Genomic DNA, 17,626 nt, shown 5'->3' on the forward strand with positions numbered 1-17,626 from the left:
CCTAGCCTGAAGGGCGTGATTACGCTGATATCCGCCCCCTCCGTCGCCAACATCCCGGTTGAGGAAAACGGTGAGGCGCTGGTGGAGCTTGCGGACTTCGGGGTGCGCTGCCGCCCGAATATCGGGGCCGGATCGCGGGTGCGGTTTGAGCTGGCTCGGCGCCTCCGTGCCGCCGATCAGGCGCTGCCGGTGGGCTTTCACCTGTGTGTGGCCGAGGGGCTGCGTCCGGTGGAAACTCAGCGAGCCATCATCGAGACCTACCTGGCGGCGTTACGGATCGAGTTTCCCGAGGCCGATGCTGCCACCCTGGATGAACTCAGCGCACGCTATGTTGCACCCGTTTCGGTGGCCCCGCACGTGGCTGGGGCCGCGGTGGACCTGACCCTGGTGAACGACGCGGGAATCGAGCTGGATATGGGCACCGTGATCGACGCGACCCCCGAAGAGAGCGCCGGTGCCGTCCGCTTTGCCGCGAAAAACATCTCGGTGTCCGCGCGGGCGAATCGCGAGCTGCTGGCTCGGGCGCTCGGCGCGGCGGGACTGGAAAACTACCCGCATGAGTGGTGGCACTGGAGTTATGGCGACCGCTACTGGGCGCATCTGACCGGTGCGGCCCACGCGGTGTACGGGCCGGTTGCGGATTAGCGTGCGCGTCCGCGCGACGAGGTTGGGTTGGTCGCCCGTCCGTGCGATGTATTGGAGTTGCCGCCCGTGCGCGCGGCCGGATTAAGGCGCGTAGGGCGCGATGGGCTCCAGGTGCTCGTATCCCTCGGGCATCGGAATGAAGGTGCGGCGATGCAGCTCGTTGATCAGGTCGTTGGCGAGGCCCACGAGCTTGTTAATCTCGACCTCATCACGGTCGATCCAACGGCACAGCGGCTCCTCGCCCACCGGCACAAAGTTTTTGTGTTCCTCCCAGACCACGAGGGTCCGCTCGGCTCCCAGCACGTACTGCTGCCACCAGATCTGTCGCATGTAGTTACGCGGGACGCTGCGCCACGGCTTGGTCGTGGTCTTGATCTCGGAGAGGATGACCGTGCCCTCGGGGGTCATCGTGATGCCATCGGGGGTGGCCAGGTGACGCTTTTCCCACTCCGAGTGGTAGAGGCCTGAGGAGGGCTGGATGCCGTGGGTTGCGGCGACCCAGGCGGCGATCTCGGGCTCGCGGCGGCGGCCGTGCTCGGTGAATGCGTTGCCGGAGAAGCCGGTTCCGTAGAGCTTCGCCTCGGCGGCGGTCTGGATCGAGCGCGGGGTGGACAGCTTGGCCACATCCGTCGCGGTAATGCCTCGCGCCCTGGCCCGGAGCCACGCGACCCGGTCGGTTGAGTCGGCTACGAAGCGTTCCTGATATCCAGATGTCACCCCTCTATTGTCCCCCCAATCGGTGGCGCGGATGACCACCGGGGCCGCGCGCCGCCGGGAAACCGGTCCGATCGGTTACCGGCAATTCGGGTGCTGTTCACCCCGACAACCGGCCGATGTCGGTGGTCCGTGACACCGTAGATGCTATGGGACGAGACATCGCGGTGCACGTTGGCCCGACCTCTTCGGAGGCCGAGCGTCGTGGTGCGGCCGCCGCGGCCGCATCCTGGCTGGGAGCCGGCCAGCAGGTGGGGCTCGTGGTGTCCACGAGTCACACGTCCGAATCCGATCGCGCGCTGGTTCGTGCGGTTACCGAACGGATCCCGGTCCGCAGCGCGTGGGCGCACAGCGTGCGTCACGGTGCGGCCACCGAGGGTCTGGACGCGATCATCGTGGTGGCTCCGGACGCGGAGCTGCTCGAGTGGGTGATCGACCGGTTTGGTGCGCGGCTCGGCTCTAGCCCCGACGTCGTTGTGCTGGGTGCTTCCGGCCCCGCCGTGCAGGCGCTGCTGGCCCGCGGGTCCCGTCCGCTTCCCGTGGCGTATGAGTCGCGGATCCCGGCCACCCGTGAGGTGGCCGCCTCGCGGGCCTACCTAGCCCCGGTCTCGCCAGACTCGGTGTCGCCAGACTCGGTGTTGCCAGACTCGGTGTTGCCAGACTCGGTGTTGCTGGATGCAGTGCTGCTGGATGCGGCCCCCGCGCCGTTCGCGCGGCGCTGGGCCGCGCCCTTTGGGCTCGCGGCCCGCATCGGGGCGTAGCGGCAGGATAAACAGACGGCGTGGGCCGTGCCCCGGGTTTCCGGAACGCACGGCCCACGCCGTCTGTCTGTGATGAGCTGCTGCGGGTGCCGAAGCACGGCGGGCGCCCCGGCACCGTGCTGCTCGAGTTGCCGTGCTGCCTGGGACGCCGTGCGTGCCGGGAGTGCCGCGCCGGGAGTGCGCTAGACCAGCCCGGTCAGCTCGCGCAGCATGTGCGAGAGTCGGGCGATGTCCTCGGTCTCCCAGTCCCGCATGTTTTCGTAGAGGCGGCTGCGACCGGCCTCGCGCAGCTCTTGAATGCCGGCGATGGCCGCATCGGTGGCCGAGAGGTTGATCACCCGGCCGTCGCGCACGTCGGGGGTGCGCACGATCAGGTCGTGTTCGACCAGCTGTCGGATCAGCCGGCTCGTGGTGCTGCGGTCGCTCCCCAGCAGCTCGGCCAGCTCGCCGGCCTGGAGCGAGCCATGCGAGATGATCGTGCCGAGGGCCTTATAGGCACCGGGCTGGAGGCCCGGACGCAGCAGCTCGGCGCGCTCGCGAATGGTCGTGCGCACGCGGGCGAACAGCCCGATCAGGGTGTGTTCCAGGTCGGCGACGGCGGCGTTGAAGTCCGGGTCCGAGGAGTTGATCACGGTCACCGGGGCGCACAGCGGTTCATGCGGTGCGGGGAGGGTCGCGGCATCGCCCGCGGCGGGCACCTCGTGTTTCGGGGTGTCCGCCACGGCCCGCCGCACGGCCTCGGCGGCGCTGTCGCGCTCCGAGGCCCGTGCGTTGTCGGCGGGGATGCGGGTGGGGGTGTCCACGGTCATGACGCCAGTTTAGTTGTCCGCGTCGCTACGGCGCGTGCCGTCGGGGTTCAGCGTGGAGATGGTTCCGGTGGTGGCCACCAGGTCGCCCTGGGCACCGATGCTGGCCTCACCCACGGCAATCAGGTTTTCCCCGGCTGCGGCAGCCTCGGCCCCGGCTGCGGACTGGGCGTCCTCGCCGTTCTTCAGGCGCTCGGTCGCGGTCTGGGTGCTGAGCGAACGGTTGGGCAGGAAGACGATCGCCAGCACGGTGATCAGCGCGAGCGGGGCCGCGAGTAGGAAGATGTCGGCGACACCCTGGCCGTAGACGGACTCGATGATCACGCGGATGCCGTCGGGCATCTCGGCAACCTTGGGGAGTACACCGCTCTGCAGCTGCTTGCCCACCTCGGCACCGGCCGGGCCCAGGTGCACCAGGGCTGCCTGAATGTCCGCGGCCTTGGCGGTGATGCCGTCGGCGATCTTGGTGGCCAGGACCGAACCCAGCACCGAGATGCCGATGGTTCCACCCAGGCTCCGGAAGAAGGTCACGCCCGAACTGGCGACACCGATTTCCTTGGGGGAGACGGTGTTCTGGACGATCAGCACGAGGTTCTGCATGACCATACCCACACCCACACCGAGGATGAACATGTAGATCGAGACGACCACGTAGTTGGTGTCGTACTTGATGGTTCCCATCAGGAACATACCCACGGTCAGCGCGATCGAGCCGAAGACCATGTAGCCCTTCCACTTACCGAACTTGCTGATCAGCATGCCCACGAAGGTCGAGGAGAGCAGCAGGCCACCGATCATCGGCAGGGTCAGCAGACCCGACTGGGTCGGGGTCGCGCCCCGGGCGAGCTGCATGTACTGGCCCAGGAAGACCGAGGTGCCAAACATGGCCACACCCACCGAGATCGAGGCGATCACGGCGAGGCTGAAGGTCGGGTTCTTGAACAGGCTCATCGGGATGATCGGGTTCTCGACCTTGACCTCGACGATCACGGCGAGGATCAGCATGAGAGCCGCGCCACCCACCATCACAAAGCTGGTGGTGGAGTCCCAGTCGAAGTCGTGTCCGGCCAGGGTGACCCAGATCAGCAGCAGCGAGATGCCACCGGCGATGAGGATCATGCCGAGGTAGTCGATCTTGACCTTGATCTTCTCCAGGGCGGGCAGGTTCAGGTTGCGCTGCAGTAGGAAGATCGCGGCGATCGCGAAGGGCAGGGCCACAAAGAAGTTCCAGCGCCAACCGATGGCGTCGGTGATCACGCCACCCAGCAGCGGGCCACCCACGGTGCCCACGGCCATGACGGCGCCGAAGAGTCCCATGTAGCGGCCGCGTTCACGCGGGCTGATGATGTCGGCCATGATGATCTGGCTGAGGGCCGCCAGGCCACCACCACCCAGACCCTGCATGACACGGAAGATGATGAGGGTCTCGGTGTTCTGCGAGAACCCGGCGAGTGCCGAACCGAGCACAAAGATGACCAGTGCGATCTGGATCAGCAGCTTGCGGTTGGTGATGTCGGCGAACTTGCCCCAGATCGGGGTGGACACCGTGGTGGCCAGCAGGGTCGAGGTGATGACCCAGGTGAAGGCGGCCTGGTTGCCGCCGAGGTCCGAGATGATTCGCGGCATCGACGTGGAGACCACGGTTCCGGCGAGGATCGAGACAAACATACCCATGAGGAGCCCGGATAGGGCCCGCATCACGGCGGGGTGAGACATTGCGGCCGGCGAGGGGGCCGCTTCGGTGGTTGTTGCTGACATGTGTTGTGCGTACTCCGAGCGCTTCGTTAATATCCTTGCGAAAAGTCAACTATATGCCGATCATTGATCTATGTCAACTAAGTGCCTGCTTGGTCCCCACGCATGCCAACGGCCGCCCACCCGGGAGGGTGAGCGGCCGTCGAGGAACGCGCTATTTGTCGCCGATCTCCGTGATGCCGCCGCCGCCGAGGTGCAGGCGGCGCGGTGCGCGCTTGGCGACCGCCGAGTCGTGCGTGACGATGATCATGGTTAGGCCCTGATCGCGCCAGAGACCCTCGAGCAGCGCCAGTACATCGTCCCGGGTGTCCTCATCGAGGTTGCCGGTGGGCTCATCGGCGAGGATCACGGTCGGGTTCTTGACCAGCGCCCGGGCGATCGCCACGCGCTGCTGCTGCCCGCCGGAGAGCTCGCTCGGGCGGTGATCGATGCGATCATCCAGACCCACCTGCGCGAGCGCGGTGCGCGCCCGGCTGCGCCGTTCGGCCGCCGAAACCCCGAGCGGGACCAGGGCGGTCTCGACGTTTTCGCCGGCGGTCATCGTGGGCAGCAGGTTGAAGCCCTGGAACACAAAGCCGATCCGTTCGGCACGGGCCTTGGCGCGGCGGCGCTCGCCGAGGGTGGAAAGGTCGTCCCCGGCGAGGTGGATCGATCCGGTGGTGGGCCGATCCAGCGCCCCGAGCATTTGCAGCAGGGTGGACTTGCCGCCGCCGGTGGGGCCCTGGATCGCGATGAACTCGCCATCCTCGATCCGCAGGTCCACATCCTTGAGCGGGGTCACCGGTCCGCGGGCGGTTTTATATGTCTTGGTCAGACTCGTGAGGGTGTACATGATTTCTCCTAGGCGTAGTGGGGCTAGACGATCGCGCGCAGGGCCGCGGCCGGGCTGAGGCGGGCCGCACGCCAGCCGCCGATGGCACCGGCGAGCAGACCGGCGAGGACGGCCAGGCCGACCGCGATCAGGATCAGCGAGGGATCAAACGGCAGGTGCAGCGCGATGTTGGTGGTGTGCTCGGCCGCCGCGCGGGCACCCTCGCCGGTTCCGGCACCGGCCCCGGTACCTGCTCCCGCGCCTCCGCCGAAGCCGCCGCCACCCGTGCCGCCGCCCCCGAATCCGCGTCCGGCGGCCCGGGTTGAGGCCCCCACGGTCGGGGCGATTGAGTTGACGATCATGGTGCCGACAAGACCCAGAACCACACCGACAACCGCGCCGAACAGGGCCTGAACCACCGATTCGCCGGCCACCTGACCGACCACGCGGCGGTTGCTCCAGCCGATGGCCTTGAGGGTGCCAAACTCACGGGTGCGGCGGGTCACCCCGGAGACGGTGAAGAGGATCGCCAGCAGCACGGCGGCCGCCAAGACGATGATCGAGAGCCAGGTGCCGAGGGAGGCGACCAGGCTGGCCGCGCTGCCGAGGGATCCGGAGATGCCGGCGGCGAGGTCGGCCTGGGTCGAGACCTTGGTTCCGGTCAGGGCCTTGGTGAGGGCCGCGCTGGTCGCGGGGATCGTATCGGCCGAGGTGGCCTGGACGTAGATCGTGCTGACCTTGCCGGTTTCGCCGGAGAGCTGCTGGGCAACCCCCAGCGGGATGTAGACGTTGGCCGCCCCGGGGTCGCCCGAGTCGTCGACGATGCCGACGATCGAGAATGCGGTGCCGCCGAGCGAGACGGTCCCGCCCACGGCGAGGCTCGCGGTGGTTGCGTAGGTCGAATCGAGGACGGCGACGTTCGCCGCCGCATCCGAGGTGGTCAGCGCGCGACCCGAGGTGGTTTTGTCTCCGGCAATCGGACCGATCGTGGCGGCCGGGTCGAGGCCCAGGACCGAGATCGTGTCGACGTTGAAATTGCCGCCGCCGGTGCGGCCGCCCTCGACCTGCCCGCGGCGGTTCTCGGTGCCCGGCGTCGCGCCGGAGAAGGTGCCGCCGAAGGTGATGTTGTTGAGGGCCAGGGCGCCGCTGGCGTCCTTAACGCCGGTCACGGTACCGGCGGTCTTGACCAGGGTCTGGTCCAGGGTGCCGGCTCCGCGGGCGGCAACCAGGCGGGAGGTGGACACGTTGGTGTCGCCGCCGGTGCCGGGTGCCCCGCCGGCGAAGCTGAACTGCTGTCCGGTTCCGGGAGCGGTGCCGGGCGCCTGGGGCTCGGCGGTCACGGTGACGTCGGTGCCGACGCCGTAGAGTCCGGTCAGCACCTTGGACTGGGCGTTGGCGATTCCGGCGGAGACCCCGCCGACGAGCACCACGAGGGCGATCGCGAGTGCGAGCCCGAGGGACACGATGAGGGTTTGTTTTTTACGCCCGAGGAGTTCTCGGCGCAGGGAGGTCAGGAACACTGCTGGGTCTCGCTTTCCGCGGCCGGGTGCCGCGAAACCGAACCTAGGCAGCGTCCCTGTGCCCAGATCAAGGGGAGGCTATGCGTAACTTATGAATCTTTATGTTTTGTTTATGGGGGCGAGGTCAGTCGCAGGTTCGGACATTTTTGCCTCATACAGTCCACATCCACGCTGCGCATAGGTTTCTCATAGGTTTGCGCGGATACTGGAGGAATGAGCGATAGCAGCAGCTTTAGACCCGCCGTGCCCCTGAGCGCGATGACCCGTGCCGATGGCGGGGCCCTGCGCATCCTCGTGGTGGATGATGAGCCCTCCCTGACCGATCTGCTGCGCATGGCGCTGCGGTATGAGGGCTGGGAGGTGGAGACCGCCGGGGACGGCGCGACCGCGCTGGCCACCGCCCGCAAGTTCAATCCCGACCTGGTCATCCTGGACATCATGCTCCCCGACCTCGATGGCCTGAGCATCCTCGGCCGCCTGCGCGCCCGCGACGCCGACCTGCCCGTCCTCTTCCTCACCGCCAAGGACGCCCTCGACGATCGCATCGCCGGGCTCACCGCGGGCGGCGACGACTACGTCACCAAGCCCTTCAGCCTCGAGGAGCTCGTCGCGCGCATCCGTGGTCTGCTGCGCCGCGCGGCCCTGGTCACCCCCGAGCAGGTCGGCCCGCTGGTGCAGGTGGGCGACCTGATCCTCAACGAGGACTCCCACGAGGTGGAGCGCGGCGGCGTGCCCATCGACCTCACCGCGACCGAGTTTGAGCTGCTGCGCTACCTGATGCGTAATCCGCGCCGACTGCTCTCCAAGATGCAGATCCTCGACCGCGTCTGGAACTACGAGTTCGATGGACGCACCAGCATCGTGGAGCTCTACATCTCCTATCTGCGTCGCAAGATCGACGCGGGCCGCGAACCGATGATCCACACCTCCCGGGGCGTGGGCTACATGATCAAACCGGCGCGGATCGCCGGCGAGTGAGCGACATGGCCACCGCGGATCTCACGGACATTCCGCCGCGTCCACCCCTGCCCGCCGCCACCAAAAAGCGGCGGGTGCTGACGCTGCGCCAGCGGATCCTACTGATCGTGATCGCCGGCATCGCGCTGGCCTCGACCCTGATCGGCGGGGCCGCGGTCTTGACCGTGGGCAACCTGCTGGAAAACCGGGTGGATGAGCAGCTGCAACACCTGGTGCAGCGGCCCGACCGCAATCCGGGGGTCGCCGATCCTCAGAACCAGTCGTTCCTCGGCGACCCGGGCACCGGCCCCGGCGCGCTCGGCGTGCTCGTGGTGGACGGCGTGGCCGTGCGCTCGGCCGCGCTCAGCGCCGACGCGGTCCCCGAACCCCTGGACGATGCCCAAAACCGCGCGATCCTGGCGGCCCTGGGCAAAAACGAACCGGTCACCGTGAACATTCCGGGCCTCGGCAACTACCGCATCCTGGCTCGGGACGTGCAGGTGTTGGTCTCCCAGACCACCCTGCGTCCGGGCGTGAGCGTGGTGGGACTGCCGATGGCCGCGACCGAGCTGACCCTCTCCCAGCTGACCCGCGCGATCCTGGCCCTGGCCGCCGCCGTGCTGCTGCTGACGGTGGGGGCCGCCTACCTGGTGATCCGGCTGGCGCTGCGTCCGCTGGACCGGGTGGCCGCCACGGCCGCCGAGGTGTCCCGGCTGTCGCTCGGGACCCCGATGGACGAGGAATCCGAGGGCACCCCCGCCCCGCCGGGACGTCGCCTGCCCGGGCTGCGTCCGTGGAGCACGCCCGGTTCCGGAGGAACCGCGGACGCCGAGTCCCCCACGCAGGTCGGGACCTACTCGAGCGAGATCGACCTGCCCGCCCGCGCGCAGGCCTCCGAATCCGCCCGTCGTGCCGCGCAGGCCGAGGACCGGACCGAGGCGGCGCTGCGGGTGCGGGTACCCGAAAAGGACGCCGACGAGCGCACCGAGGTTGGTCGAGTGGGTGCCTCGCTCAACCGGATGCTCGGGCACGTGGAGGAGTCGCTGCGGGTGCGCCGCGCGGGCGAGGTGAAGCTGCGCCGATTCGTCTCGGATGCCAGCCACGAGCTGCGCACCCCGCTGGCCTCGATCCGCGGCTACTCCGAGCTGGCCCGCCGCATCGGTGGCGACCTGCCCGAAGACATCGCATACTCGCTCGAGCGGATCGGGTCCGAGTCGATCCGGATGACCGGCATCGTCGAGGACCTGCTGCTACTCGCCCGCCTGGACGAGGGCCGCGAACTGACCCAGCGCCCGGTGGACCTCACCGATATCGTGTTCCATGCGGTGAACGATGCACGTGCGGCCGGTCCCGAACATCCGCTGGACTTCGAGGGTCCCGAGGCCCCGATTCGGGTGCTGGGGGATGCGCCGCGGATTCAGCAGGTCATCGTCAATCTGCTGGCCAACGCCCGCGTGCACACCCCGGCCGGTACCCACATCGGTGCCCGGCTCGCGGTGGTGGACGGGGAGGCGGTCATCGAGGTGCGCGACGATGGTCCCGGGGTTTCCGAGAAGGTCCGCGACCACGTTTTTGAACGCTTCGTGCGCGGGGACGAGTCCCGCACCCGCACGGCCGGCACCAGCGGCACCTCGGGTCTCGGGTTGTCGATCGTCGCCGCGGTGGTGCAGGCCCACGGGGGTCGCGTTGCGCTGGACTCCGAGCCCGGCAACACGGTCTTCACGATCACTCTGCCGCTGCTCGAGGAAGACGCCGAACGCCCGGTCTAGCTGTTCTGCGCCTCGTGCAGGCGGGCATAGTGTCCACCGAGCTTGAGCAGCTGCTCGTGGCTGCCGATCTCGACGATCTTGCCGCGGGCCAGCACCACGATCCGGTCGGCCGAGCGGATCGTGGACAGGCGGTGCGCGACGATCAGGGTGGTCCGGTCGCGCAGCAGCGTGTCCAGCGCGTCCTTGATGTGGGACTCAGATTCGGAGTCCAGCGCCGAGGTCGCCTCGTCGAGGAACAGGATCCGCGGGTCCCGCACCAGCGCCCGGGCGATCGCCAGGCGCTGCCGCTGACCGCCGGACAGGCTTGCCCCGCGCTCACCGACAACCGTGTCCCAGCCCTGGGGCAGGTTCTCGATGATGTCCATTGCGTGGGCATCGGTCAGCGCCTTGAGCACGCGCTCATCGGTGACGTTTTCCAGGCCGTAGGTGATGTTGTCACGCACGGTCCCGTCAAAGAGCACCGACTCCTGTGGCACCACCGACACGAACCGGCGCACCTCGCGCAGGTCGAGAGTTTCCAGGTCGCGTCCATCCAGCAGGATCCGGCCGCTCGTGGGGCGCAGGAAGCCCAGCACGAGGTTCAGCATCGTGGACTTTCCCGAGCCCGAGGGGCCCACAAACGCGATGGTTTCGCCGGGGTTCACGGTCAGGTTGACACCGTCGATGGCGACCCGGGGATCCCCGGGGAAGCGGAAGCGAATGTCCTCGAAGCGCAGCTCGCCCTCGACATCGGTGATGTGGGACTTGCCGTCGTTCTCCTCAACATCGGGATCCTGCAACACCTCGCCCACCGAGCGGATCGACTCCAGGCCGCGGGTGAACACGGGCACCAGGCTCAGCAGGGTTACGATGCCGCCGGTGAGGATCGTGAAGTAGGTACTCAGCAGCACCACCTGACCCGGGGTGATCGGCAGCAGGCCGGTGAGCGAGGCTGCGGCCGCGGCCACCAGGCAGAAGACGCCGAGCAGCTGGTAGGCAACCCAGGACATCGCGCCGAACCGACCGTTGAGCACGTCGAGGTTGATGCCCGCGCTGCGCACCTCCTCGGTGCGGTGGGAGACGCGTTCCACGGCGACCTTTTCCAGGCCGTGGGCGCGGGTGATCGGGATCAGCGTGGCCATCTCGCCCACCCCCTTGGAAAACTGCTCAACCTGGCGGCGGAAGTCCTCGTTGCGGTGGCGTGAGCGGGCGCGCACGTAGCGCATCAGCAGCACGGCGATCGGCACTGTCAGCGCGAACACCAGCACAAATGCCGGCACCTGGATCGCGGTCATGATGATCGCACCGGTCAGCGCGGCCACCGCCGAGAGGGCGGCGGGGAAGGCCTGCTGCATCATCAGCTCGACGTTTTCCACGTCGCGGACCACCTTGGTCTGGATGACCGCGGCGCTCGCCCGGGAGTGGTAGCCGATCGAGAGGGACTGGAGGTGCTCGGTCAGGGTATTGCGCAGATCGGCGGCGATCCGGCGGGTGACCGTACTAAAGAGGCGGGTGAAGGTCATATGCAGTGGATAGTTCTGCAGAAGCAGCACAACGGCGAGACCCGCGGCAATCGCCAGTTCGGTGAGGGAGCGGCGATCAACCACGATGTCGATCACCCGCGCGGTAATCACGGGCATCAGCCACAGCGGGCTGTCCTTGACGATGAAGGCGAGTGCGGCCAGCAGCAGCTTGCCGCGGTGTGGGCGCAGCAGGCCGAGGAACGCGCGGCCGGGGTTCTGCCCGAGCGGCGGCAGCGGGATGGGGGAGGTGTGGGGTGCGTTCACGAGGTTCCGGTTTATGGGTCGATGGTCGATTCACGAGAGTACTCGCTTTTGCCCGGGTCGGCGATAGCCTACTGAGAGCGACCTTTCCTCGGATCGCGTGAGTGAAGGAGCCCCGATGACCGACCGCCTGATCCCCTGGAGTGCCGGAACCTGGACCACCGCCCCGGTGTCCGCCACCGAGACCGACGCCGGTCTCCTCGTGGAGGCGGTGGAGGGCAGCGACGCCTGGCGGCACACCTCCTACGGGTTTGTGCACGATACCGAGCACGCGCTGATCACGCCGTTTGCGGTGGGTCGCGCGGTCGAGGTGTCCTTCAGTGCCGAGTTCTCCGAACAGTTTGACCAGGCGGGCGTATTCCTGCGGGCGGCCGAGGACACCTGGATCAAGGCGGGCGTCGAGTTTGCCGACGGTGCGCTCCAGCTCGGCGCTGTCGTGACCCACGTCAACTCAGACTGGTCGGTGGCACCGGTCCCCGAGTGGAACGCCCGCGTCATCACGATCCGGGTGAGCCGCGACGAGACCTCGGTCACCGTGCGCGCCCGGGTGGATGCCGAACCGTGGCGTCTGGTGCGCGTGGCACCGCTCGCGGGTTCACTCACCGTGTCCGCCGGTCCGCTGATCTGCGCGCCGACCCGCGCCGGTTTCTCGGCGACCTTCCTCGGCTGGACCGAGAACGCGGCGGACGCCGAGCTGCACTAGTTTTCGGAAGGCGTTCAGCCGAATCGAACCGCACTCAATCGCGCCGGGCCGGGTAAGCGCTCCTACCTGCGCGCCTCCAGTGCCGCCACCGCCTGCACGGTGGCCACGGTGAGCGGGCTCGGCAGGGCGTCGTGGGGGAACCAGTCCAGGCCGTCGTGCTTCTCGGGTTCAACCAGGTGCGGGGTGCCGGTGAAGGTGGGGGCCAGGTGGACCGGGGCGATCCAGTGGGTGCCCGCTTCGGCGTCGATCTGATCCACCACACACAGCAGTGTGGTGTCGCCGAGGGTGATGCCCAGCTCCTCGGCAATCTCGCGGGCAATCGCCGCGGGCACGGTTTCGCCCGGGTCAACCTTGCCGCCGGGCAAGCCCCAGAAACCGGCTTCGGGTTCGCGCCTGCGGCGGATTAGCAACAGTTTGCCGTCGTGAAGAATCGCCGCACCGCAGCCCACTCGGGGTTCGCCGGCGATCACGGGCGTGCGGCTTCCAGCAGGCGCCGCGCGGACGCGGGCGTGGAGGGCGCGGGCTCGAGGTCCACGGGTCGCGGGAGGCGCACCACATCGCGGGCCGGGGGAACCAGGGTGCAGGCGGGGCAGAACCCGGCCCGATCCAGGACCGTACCGCAGCGAGCGTGCGTGAAGTCCTGGCGATACTTCGGGTCGAGACCGTTGTCATTGCCCCAACCGGCCAGTCCGGAGACGACGGGCCAGAGATCCTCGCCGCGCGGGGTGAGCGTGTACTCCTCGTGGACGCCGCGGCCCGGGGTTCGGGCGAGGATCCCCGCCTCGATGAGTCGGTTCAGGCGCTGGGTGAGCATGGCCGGGGAGACCCCCAGACGCGTGCGGATATCGGTGTATCGGCGCAGGCCGAAAAACACGTGACTGATGATGAGCAGCGTCCAGCGCTCCCCCACGATGTCGAGCGTGGTGGCGATCGCGCAGTCTTCCATGTCGTAAGTGGTTCCCAGGGCCATCCCCCGAGCCTACCCCACCTGGTTCGATCAGAGAATCAAATTTAACTACTGTCATAGTACTAAATTCTGCTAGCGTTGCGGTGTGAAAAGTGATTCTGTCGCCCCCGAGTCCACGCCCTTCGATGAGCTCGCCGGGATCATCCTGGAAAATCGCCAGGGGAGCCGCGTCCTGGTCGCAGTCGACGGGGCGGATCCCGACGCCACCCGCGCGTTTGCCGACGCCCTCGGTGCCGGCCTGCGGGGTCGCGGCCGCGCCGCCGTGCGGGTGAGTATCGACCGGTTGGTGGAGGATACGCAGGTTGCCGACCCCGTGGATGCCACCTCGGGGGCCGCGCTCTATCGCCGCCGGGTCGACTATGAGCGGGTGCGCTCGGAGATTCTTGCCGGGTTCCGCCAGCGCGGGCAGCTTCCCGGCGACACCAATGTCGCCCCCGAGGACGCCGTCCTGGTGGTTGATGGTGCCTTTCTACTGCGCCCCGAGCTGCGCGGATCCTGGAACGTGAGGCTGTGGCTAGAGGGTGACCAGACGCTCTCCGAACCCGAGTTTGAAGCCCGACGGCTCTACGTTCGTGACCAGTCGCCGCGCGAGTCGGCCACCCTGATGTACGACGTTTCCGATCCCGCGATTCCGCGTCCGGTCTGGGGAGACTCCTGCTAGGCGTCTAACTCGAAGGCCGCCTGCTCGAAGGCGACCCCGTTCACCTGGAGCGCCACCGCATGCGTGCCCGGGTGATAGCGCCGGGTCGTGATCGGCCTGAACGAGTGCTCCTTGGCAACCCGGATGCGCTCGCCGGGGGCTAGCGTGCGGGTCACCAGCTTGAAGGTCTTGGGGGCCAGGGTGCCGTTGGCCTTCTGGAAGTGGATCACGTAGTCGATCGCCAGCTTGGTGGCGCTCGATCCGGTGTTGGTCACGGTCGCCGAGAAGCCGATCGTTCCGCCCGCGGGCACCCGCTCGGAGGTCAGTTCCAACGCACTCACCTCGGCCGCCGCGGGGGCGAAGCCCAGCTGGGCGAGCGCCGTCGGATCACCCTTTTTGATCAGGGTGCGCAGCGCGTGCTTGACCAGCCAGGCGGTGTTTTCATCGGGATCGGCGAGCCAGGCGGCCGTGGTCTCGGTCACCAGGTCGGGGCGGTGCCGGGCAATGTCGTTGAGGTGGTTGGCCACCGAGCGGCGCACGTACTCGCTGGGATCGCGGTAGAGCGCGTGCAGGATCGGCAGGGTCGATTCGGGCTCGGCGATGATCTGCGGCACCCGCACACCCCACGGCAGATACGCGCGGGTTCCCTCGGAGGCCAGGCGACGCACGTGCTCATCCGGATGGGATGTCCAGGTCTGGATGATGCCGAGCGCCCGGTGCAGGTCGTGCCGCAGCAGCCCGCGGATCCCCCACTCGGCGGTGAGTCCCGGGGTCAGCGCCGCCTGAATCGCCAGCGCCTCGGGCAGGTGGGTATCGGGATCGGTGGCCAGGGCGCGCGAGGTCACGGCCTCGGTGAGCGGCCAGACTCCCCAGCCGCTCGGAGGCGTGGGTGCCTCGGCTGCCGCGTGAACGAGGCGCGACAGCACCGCGAAGTCGCCGGGCACATCGGCCAGAATGGCATCGCGAATCAGGTCGGTGCGCTCGCGCAGGGTGAGCGAGCTCAGGGTGTCCGCATCGATCGCTGTGAGCGCGGGGGAGTGCCCCAGCCCGGCCTCTCGCAGCGAGGTTTCCAGCGCGCGCAGCGCCTGGTGGCCGAGTAGTTCATCGGCAAAGGGCATGGGATCTCCCGGGGGTGAGGTGTTCGCTCAGCCTAGCCGGGGCGTGTGACACCCGGGTGTCGGTGCCGCCCTCGGCGAGGGAAGGGCCGGTTGGGGTGGCTAGTGCGCGGTGGTGCAGGTGCGATCCAGATACTCATCGATCGCGGTGAGGCTCGCGCTCACCCGCACCTGCCGCTCATACAGGCGCTGCCGGTAGCCCTCCAACTCGGTGCGAATGTCCGGGTCGATCGGGGTGTCAAACACCGACTTTTCCGGATCCACACTCGGCAGCAGCAGCGGAATTAGCCGGGTGGGGACCCCGGCACCGAGCAGGCATCGGATCTTGTTGACGGTGTCCACCGCGGTCTCGGCATCGTAGATGCGATAGTCGTTGGCGTCGCGCCCGGCATGCAGCAGGCCCTGCTCCTCGTAGTAGCGCAGCAGGCGCGGCGAGGTGTCGGTGCGGGTGGCAAGCTCGCCGATCTGCATGGGTCTCCTTCGGTGCGGACGTACCGGGCATAACCGCGGGGTCCTCGTGCCCATTCCCGCGGGTGGGCGAGGCGGACTTGACCCTGCCACTAGTGGTAGCCGTTCATGCTGGGGCCATGAGTTCTTTTGTGGGCCGGAGTGCCCGGCCCGTTCGTCCCCTCCCCGCCGCGATTCTGCTGGCCGGCGTGGGTTTTATTACGCTGCTCACCGAGATCCTCCCGGCCGGTCTGCTTCCCCAGATTGCCCGGGACCTCGGCGTCTCGGTGTCGCTGGCCGGTCAGGGGATCGTGGCGTTTGCGATCGGCTGCATCGTCGCCGCGATTCCGCTGACCCGGGCCACCGCCACCTGGAACCGCCGTTCGCTGCTGATCGGGGTGCTGGTGGTCTCGGCGCTGGCCAACCTCGGCACCGCGGTGGCTCCGGAAATCATCACCCACCTGGGCACCCGCTTTGTGGCGGGGCTGGCCGCGGGGGTGGTGTGGGCGATGATCCCCGGCTATGTTCGCGGCTTTACCGGACCCGGCCGTCTTGGCGCGACGCTCGGTGTCGCGTTTATCGGCGGCACCATGTCGTTTGCCGTCGGGGTGCCGCTGGGGACGCTGCTCGGGACGAGTATGGGGTGGCGGGCGGTCTTCGCGATCATCGCCGGCATCACCGTGATCGTGGGGGTGATTGCCGCGCTGGGTGCCCCGCGCGTTCCCGGCATTCACCGGGGAGCGGATGCGCGCATCCCCGTCGAGCAGGGCTTGGCCGCCGCGCTGCGCACCCCCGCGGTGCTGCTGGTTCTCGCCGCGGTCGCCCTGAGCGTGATCGGCCAAAACCTCGGCTACACCTACCTCACCCCGATCCTCGATTTCGGCGGGGTGAGCCTGAACCCGAGCCTGGTGTTTGGTTTGTTCGGGGCCGCCTCGATTATCGGCACGTTCGGGTCGGGCCGGCTCTCGGACCGCTACCTCACCGCGACCCTGGTTGCCGCCATCACCGCGGGCATCATCGGATTGGCGGGGATCGCGCTGGCCGCCTGGCCGGGGCTAGTGCCCACCTCCGTCGGCACCGTGCTGCTGATCATCGGAGCGCTAGCTTGGGGCTACGCGTTCGGCGGATACTCGGTGCTGTTCCAGGTGGTCATGGCGCGGGCCGGCGGGCGGGCGGCCGATGCCGCCCAGTCCATGCTGGTCACGGTCTGGAACCTCTCGATTGCGCTCGGTGGACTGATCGGCGGACTGTTACTCGCGGGCATTGGTGCGCTGGTACTGCTGCCGATTGCTGCGGTGCTGATGCTGCTGGCGCTGATCCCGGTGCTGCGGGTGCTCGCGGGATTCCGAGCCGAGGATGCGGCGGTGCTGCGGGAGCCCGTGGCGGTCTAGGCTCCGCTCGCCTCACAACGCGGTCGTCCCCCGAAACCCACTGGTTTCGGGGGACGATTCGTGGTTCTAGACGGTGCGGGCGCCGGTGTCCACGCGGGTCGCCGCGGCGATCGTCTCGCGCAGGGATTCGGCCGAGACCGGACGCGAGTCCTCGCCGCCGGCATCGGTGGTGTCGGGGTCGAAGTAGGGGGTCGTGTAGGCGATGGTGTCGGTTTCCACCCGCCAGGTTTCGGCCAGCGGGGTGACCGGGACCGCATCCCAGCCCAGGGTGTCCAGCAGCGCGGTGGCCTGGGCGAGGGCCTCGGGATCATCGGATCCCAGCGGAAGGGCCGAGCGATCCGCGGCCCCGGCCGGACGTGCAAGCTGGGGCAGGTGACGGGCGGCGATGTTGTTGAAACCCTTCACATAGCGGCTGCCGACGAGGTGTGCCGAGAGCAGCTCGCTCACGGTGGTCTGATTGGAGTCAAGCTCGGGGATGCGACCATCGCGCGAGGGGTAATAGTTGCTGGTGTCGATCACTACCTTGCCCGCGAGGATCTCGGCCGGGAACTCCCGGGTCGCGACCAGTGGGATGGTGAGCACCACGATGTCCTGCGCGGCAGCTTCGGTCACGGTCCCCGCCGAGATCTGGTCGCCGAGTTCGGCCACCTTGTCCGTGAGGGATTCCGGGCCGCGCGAGTTTGCCAGCACGGTCTGGACGCCCGCGCGCTGCGCGAGGGTCGCGACCGCGGTGCCGATGTGTCCGCTGCCGATAATGCCGAGTGTGGTCATGAGGATCCTTCCGACGTGCGCCCGTGGCGCGTGATCCGGGCGCGCTTGCGGAGCCGGTTGTGGAGGAGAATAACGACCGCGGACCGTGTCG

18 protein-coding genes are annotated in these 17,626 nt (G+C 68.3%); 7 read left to right on the top strand and 11 right to left on the bottom strand.

Annotated elements, in window-relative coordinates:
- Positions 1-15 precede the first annotated feature (15 nt).
- Positions 16-645, top strand: coding sequence for a M15 family metallopeptidase (locus tag C7C57_RS00890; protein ID WP_187977244.1), 630 nt, complete (start codon positions 16-18; stop codon positions 643-645).
- Between the two features lie 81 nt (positions 646-726).
- Here C7C57_RS00890 and C7C57_RS00895 read toward each other — a convergent pair whose 3' ends face one another.
- Positions 727-1,362, bottom strand: coding sequence for a YqaJ viral recombinase family protein (locus tag C7C57_RS00895; protein ID WP_051701725.1), 636 nt, complete (start codon positions 1,360-1,362; stop codon positions 727-729).
- A gap of 146 nt (positions 1,363-1,508) precedes the next feature.
- Here C7C57_RS00895 and C7C57_RS00900 point away from each other — a divergent pair, with 146 nt between their 5' ends.
- Entirely contained in the window at positions 1,509-2,120 is a 612-nt protein-coding gene (locus tag C7C57_RS00900; protein ID WP_187977245.1) for a hypothetical protein, read from the top strand.
- A 182-nt stretch (positions 2,121-2,302) separates the two neighbouring features.
- On the opposite strand, the gene C7C57_RS00905 is transcribed toward C7C57_RS00900, so the two are convergent.
- From C7C57_RS00905 to C7C57_RS00920, 4 genes are all read right to left on the bottom strand, one after another.
- On the bottom strand, positions 2,303-2,929 hold the full coding sequence (locus C7C57_RS00905) for a MarR family winged helix-turn-helix transcriptional regulator (RefSeq protein ID WP_051701724.1): 627 nt from the start codon (positions 2,927-2,929) through the stop codon (positions 2,303-2,305).
- Positions 2,930-2,938: 9 nt separating this feature from the next.
- Positions 2,939-4,684, bottom strand: a complete 1,746-nt coding sequence (locus tag C7C57_RS00910) for an MDR family MFS transporter (protein WP_255505735.1) — start codon at positions 4,682-4,684, stop codon at positions 2,939-2,941.
- A 151-nt stretch (positions 4,685-4,835) separates the two neighbouring features.
- Entirely contained in the window at positions 4,836-5,513 is a 678-nt protein-coding gene (locus C7C57_RS00915; RefSeq protein WP_187977246.1) for an ABC transporter ATP-binding protein, read from the bottom strand.
- Positions 5,514-5,536: 23 nt separating this feature from the next.
- Positions 5,537-6,955, bottom strand: coding sequence for an ABC transporter permease (locus tag C7C57_RS00920; RefSeq protein WP_370581425.1), 1,419 nt, complete (start codon positions 6,953-6,955; stop codon positions 5,537-5,539).
- A 270-nt stretch (positions 6,956-7,225) separates the two neighbouring features.
- On the opposite strand from C7C57_RS00920, the gene C7C57_RS00925 reads away from it, so the two are divergent.
- Positions 7,226-7,990 carry a response regulator transcription factor gene (locus tag C7C57_RS00925; protein ID WP_030147788.1) on the top strand — a complete coding sequence of 255 codons (765 nt, stop codon included), beginning with the start codon at positions 7,226-7,228 and terminating at the stop codon, positions 7,988-7,990.
- 5 nt (positions 7,991-7,995) lie between these two features.
- Entirely contained in the window at positions 7,996-9,738 is a 1,743-nt protein-coding gene (locus C7C57_RS00930; RefSeq protein ID WP_255505736.1) for a cell wall metabolism sensor histidine kinase WalK, read from the top strand.
- Here the strand turns inward: C7C57_RS00930 and C7C57_RS00935 are convergent.
- Entirely contained in the window at positions 9,735-11,504 is a 1,770-nt protein-coding gene (locus C7C57_RS00935; protein WP_187977248.1) for an ABC transporter ATP-binding protein, read from the bottom strand. The genes C7C57_RS00930 and C7C57_RS00935 overlap by 4 nt on opposite strands.
- 115 nt (positions 11,505-11,619) lie before the next feature.
- Here C7C57_RS00935 and C7C57_RS00940 point away from each other — a divergent pair, with 115 nt between their 5' ends.
- Entirely contained in the window at positions 11,620-12,204 is a 585-nt protein-coding gene (locus C7C57_RS00940; protein WP_187977249.1) for a DUF1349 domain-containing protein, read from the top strand.
- Positions 12,205-12,266: 62 nt separating this feature from the next.
- On the opposite strand, the gene C7C57_RS00945 is transcribed toward C7C57_RS00940, so the two are convergent.
- Positions 12,267-12,674, bottom strand: coding sequence for an NUDIX domain-containing protein (locus C7C57_RS00945; protein WP_187977250.1), 408 nt, complete (start codon positions 12,672-12,674; stop codon positions 12,267-12,269).
- A complete protein-coding gene (locus C7C57_RS00950; protein ID WP_187977251.1) occupies positions 12,671-13,174 on the bottom strand; it encodes a helix-turn-helix domain-containing protein in 504 nt (167 codons plus the stop codon). Before C7C57_RS00950 ends, C7C57_RS00945 begins: the two co-directional genes overlap by 4 nt.
- Before the next feature lie 82 nt (positions 13,175-13,256).
- Here C7C57_RS00950 and C7C57_RS00955 point away from each other — a divergent pair, with 82 nt between their 5' ends.
- Positions 13,257-13,832: a hypothetical protein gene (locus tag C7C57_RS00955; protein WP_187977252.1), complete on the top strand. Its 576-nt coding sequence runs from the start codon at positions 13,257-13,259 to the stop codon at positions 13,830-13,832.
- On the opposite strand, the gene C7C57_RS00960 is transcribed toward C7C57_RS00955, so the two are convergent.
- Positions 13,829-14,929 (bottom strand): DNA alkylation repair protein, encoded by a 1,101-nt coding sequence (locus C7C57_RS00960; protein ID WP_187977253.1) that lies wholly within the window; start codon positions 14,927-14,929, stop codon positions 13,829-13,831. The two genes, C7C57_RS00955 and C7C57_RS00960, sit on opposite strands and share 4 nt — an antisense overlap.
- A gap of 99 nt (positions 14,930-15,028) precedes the next feature.
- On the bottom strand, positions 15,029-15,397 hold the full coding sequence (locus C7C57_RS00965) for a MerR family DNA-binding transcriptional regulator (RefSeq protein ID WP_187977254.1): 369 nt from the start codon (positions 15,395-15,397) through the stop codon (positions 15,029-15,031).
- A 116-nt stretch (positions 15,398-15,513) separates the two neighbouring features.
- Here C7C57_RS00965 and C7C57_RS00970 point away from each other — a divergent pair, with 116 nt between their 5' ends.
- Complete coding sequence (locus C7C57_RS00970) at positions 15,514-16,764, top strand: MFS transporter (RefSeq protein ID WP_187977255.1); 1,251 nt, start codon at positions 15,514-15,516, stop codon at positions 16,762-16,764.
- A 66-nt stretch (positions 16,765-16,830) separates the two neighbouring features.
- Here the strand turns inward: C7C57_RS00970 and C7C57_RS00975 are convergent, their stop codons facing one another.
- Positions 16,831-17,535 carry an NADPH-dependent F420 reductase gene (locus tag C7C57_RS00975; RefSeq protein ID WP_187977256.1) on the bottom strand — a complete coding sequence of 235 codons (705 nt, stop codon included), beginning with the start codon at positions 17,533-17,535 and terminating at the stop codon, positions 16,831-16,833.
- Positions 17,536-17,626: the final 91 nt, after the last annotated feature.

Origin of the sequence: Mycetocola sp. JXN-3, from assembly GCF_014522285.1 — a bacterium.
GTDB lineage: Bacteria > Actinomycetota > Actinomycetes > Actinomycetales > Microbacteriaceae > Mycetocola > Mycetocola saprophilus.

Bases quoted from the DNA above. Each gene is read 5' to 3' on its own strand.
- C7C57_RS00900 (WP_187977245.1), top strand. From the start codon at position 1,509: ATGGGACGAGACATCGCGGTGCACGTTGGCCCGACCTCTTCGGAGGCC.
- C7C57_RS00905 (WP_051701724.1), bottom strand. From the start codon at position 2,929: ATGACCGTGGACACCCCCACCCGCATCCCCGCCGACAACGCACGGGCC.
- C7C57_RS00910 (WP_255505735.1), bottom strand. From the start codon at position 4,684: ATGTCAGCAACAACCACCGAAGCGGCCCCCTCGCCGGCCGCAATGTCT.
- C7C57_RS00915 (WP_187977246.1), bottom strand. From the start codon at position 5,513: ATGTACACCCTCACGAGTCTGACCAAGACATATAAAACCGCCCGCGGA.
- C7C57_RS00925 (WP_030147788.1), top strand. From the start codon at position 7,226: ATGAGCGATAGCAGCAGCTTTAGACCCGCCGTGCCCCTGAGCGCGATG.
- C7C57_RS00930 (WP_255505736.1), top strand. From the start codon at position 7,996: ATGGCCACCGCGGATCTCACGGACATTCCGCCGCGTCCACCCCTGCCC.
- C7C57_RS00940 (WP_187977249.1), top strand. From the start codon at position 11,620: ATGACCGACCGCCTGATCCCCTGGAGTGCCGGAACCTGGACCACCGCC.
- C7C57_RS00950 (WP_187977251.1), bottom strand. From the start codon at position 13,174: ATGGCCCTGGGAACCACTTACGACATGGAAGACTGCGCGATCGCCACC.
- C7C57_RS00960 (WP_187977253.1), bottom strand. From the start codon at position 14,929: ATGCCCTTTGCCGATGAACTACTCGGCCACCAGGCGCTGCGCGCGCTG.
- C7C57_RS00965 (WP_187977254.1), bottom strand. From the start codon at position 15,397: ATGCAGATCGGCGAGCTTGCCACCCGCACCGACACCTCGCCGCGCCTG.
- C7C57_RS00970 (WP_187977255.1), top strand. From the start codon at position 15,514: ATGAGTTCTTTTGTGGGCCGGAGTGCCCGGCCCGTTCGTCCCCTCCCC.
- C7C57_RS00975 (WP_187977256.1), bottom strand. From the start codon at position 17,535: ATGACCACACTCGGCATTATCGGCAGCGGACACATCGGCACCGCGGTC.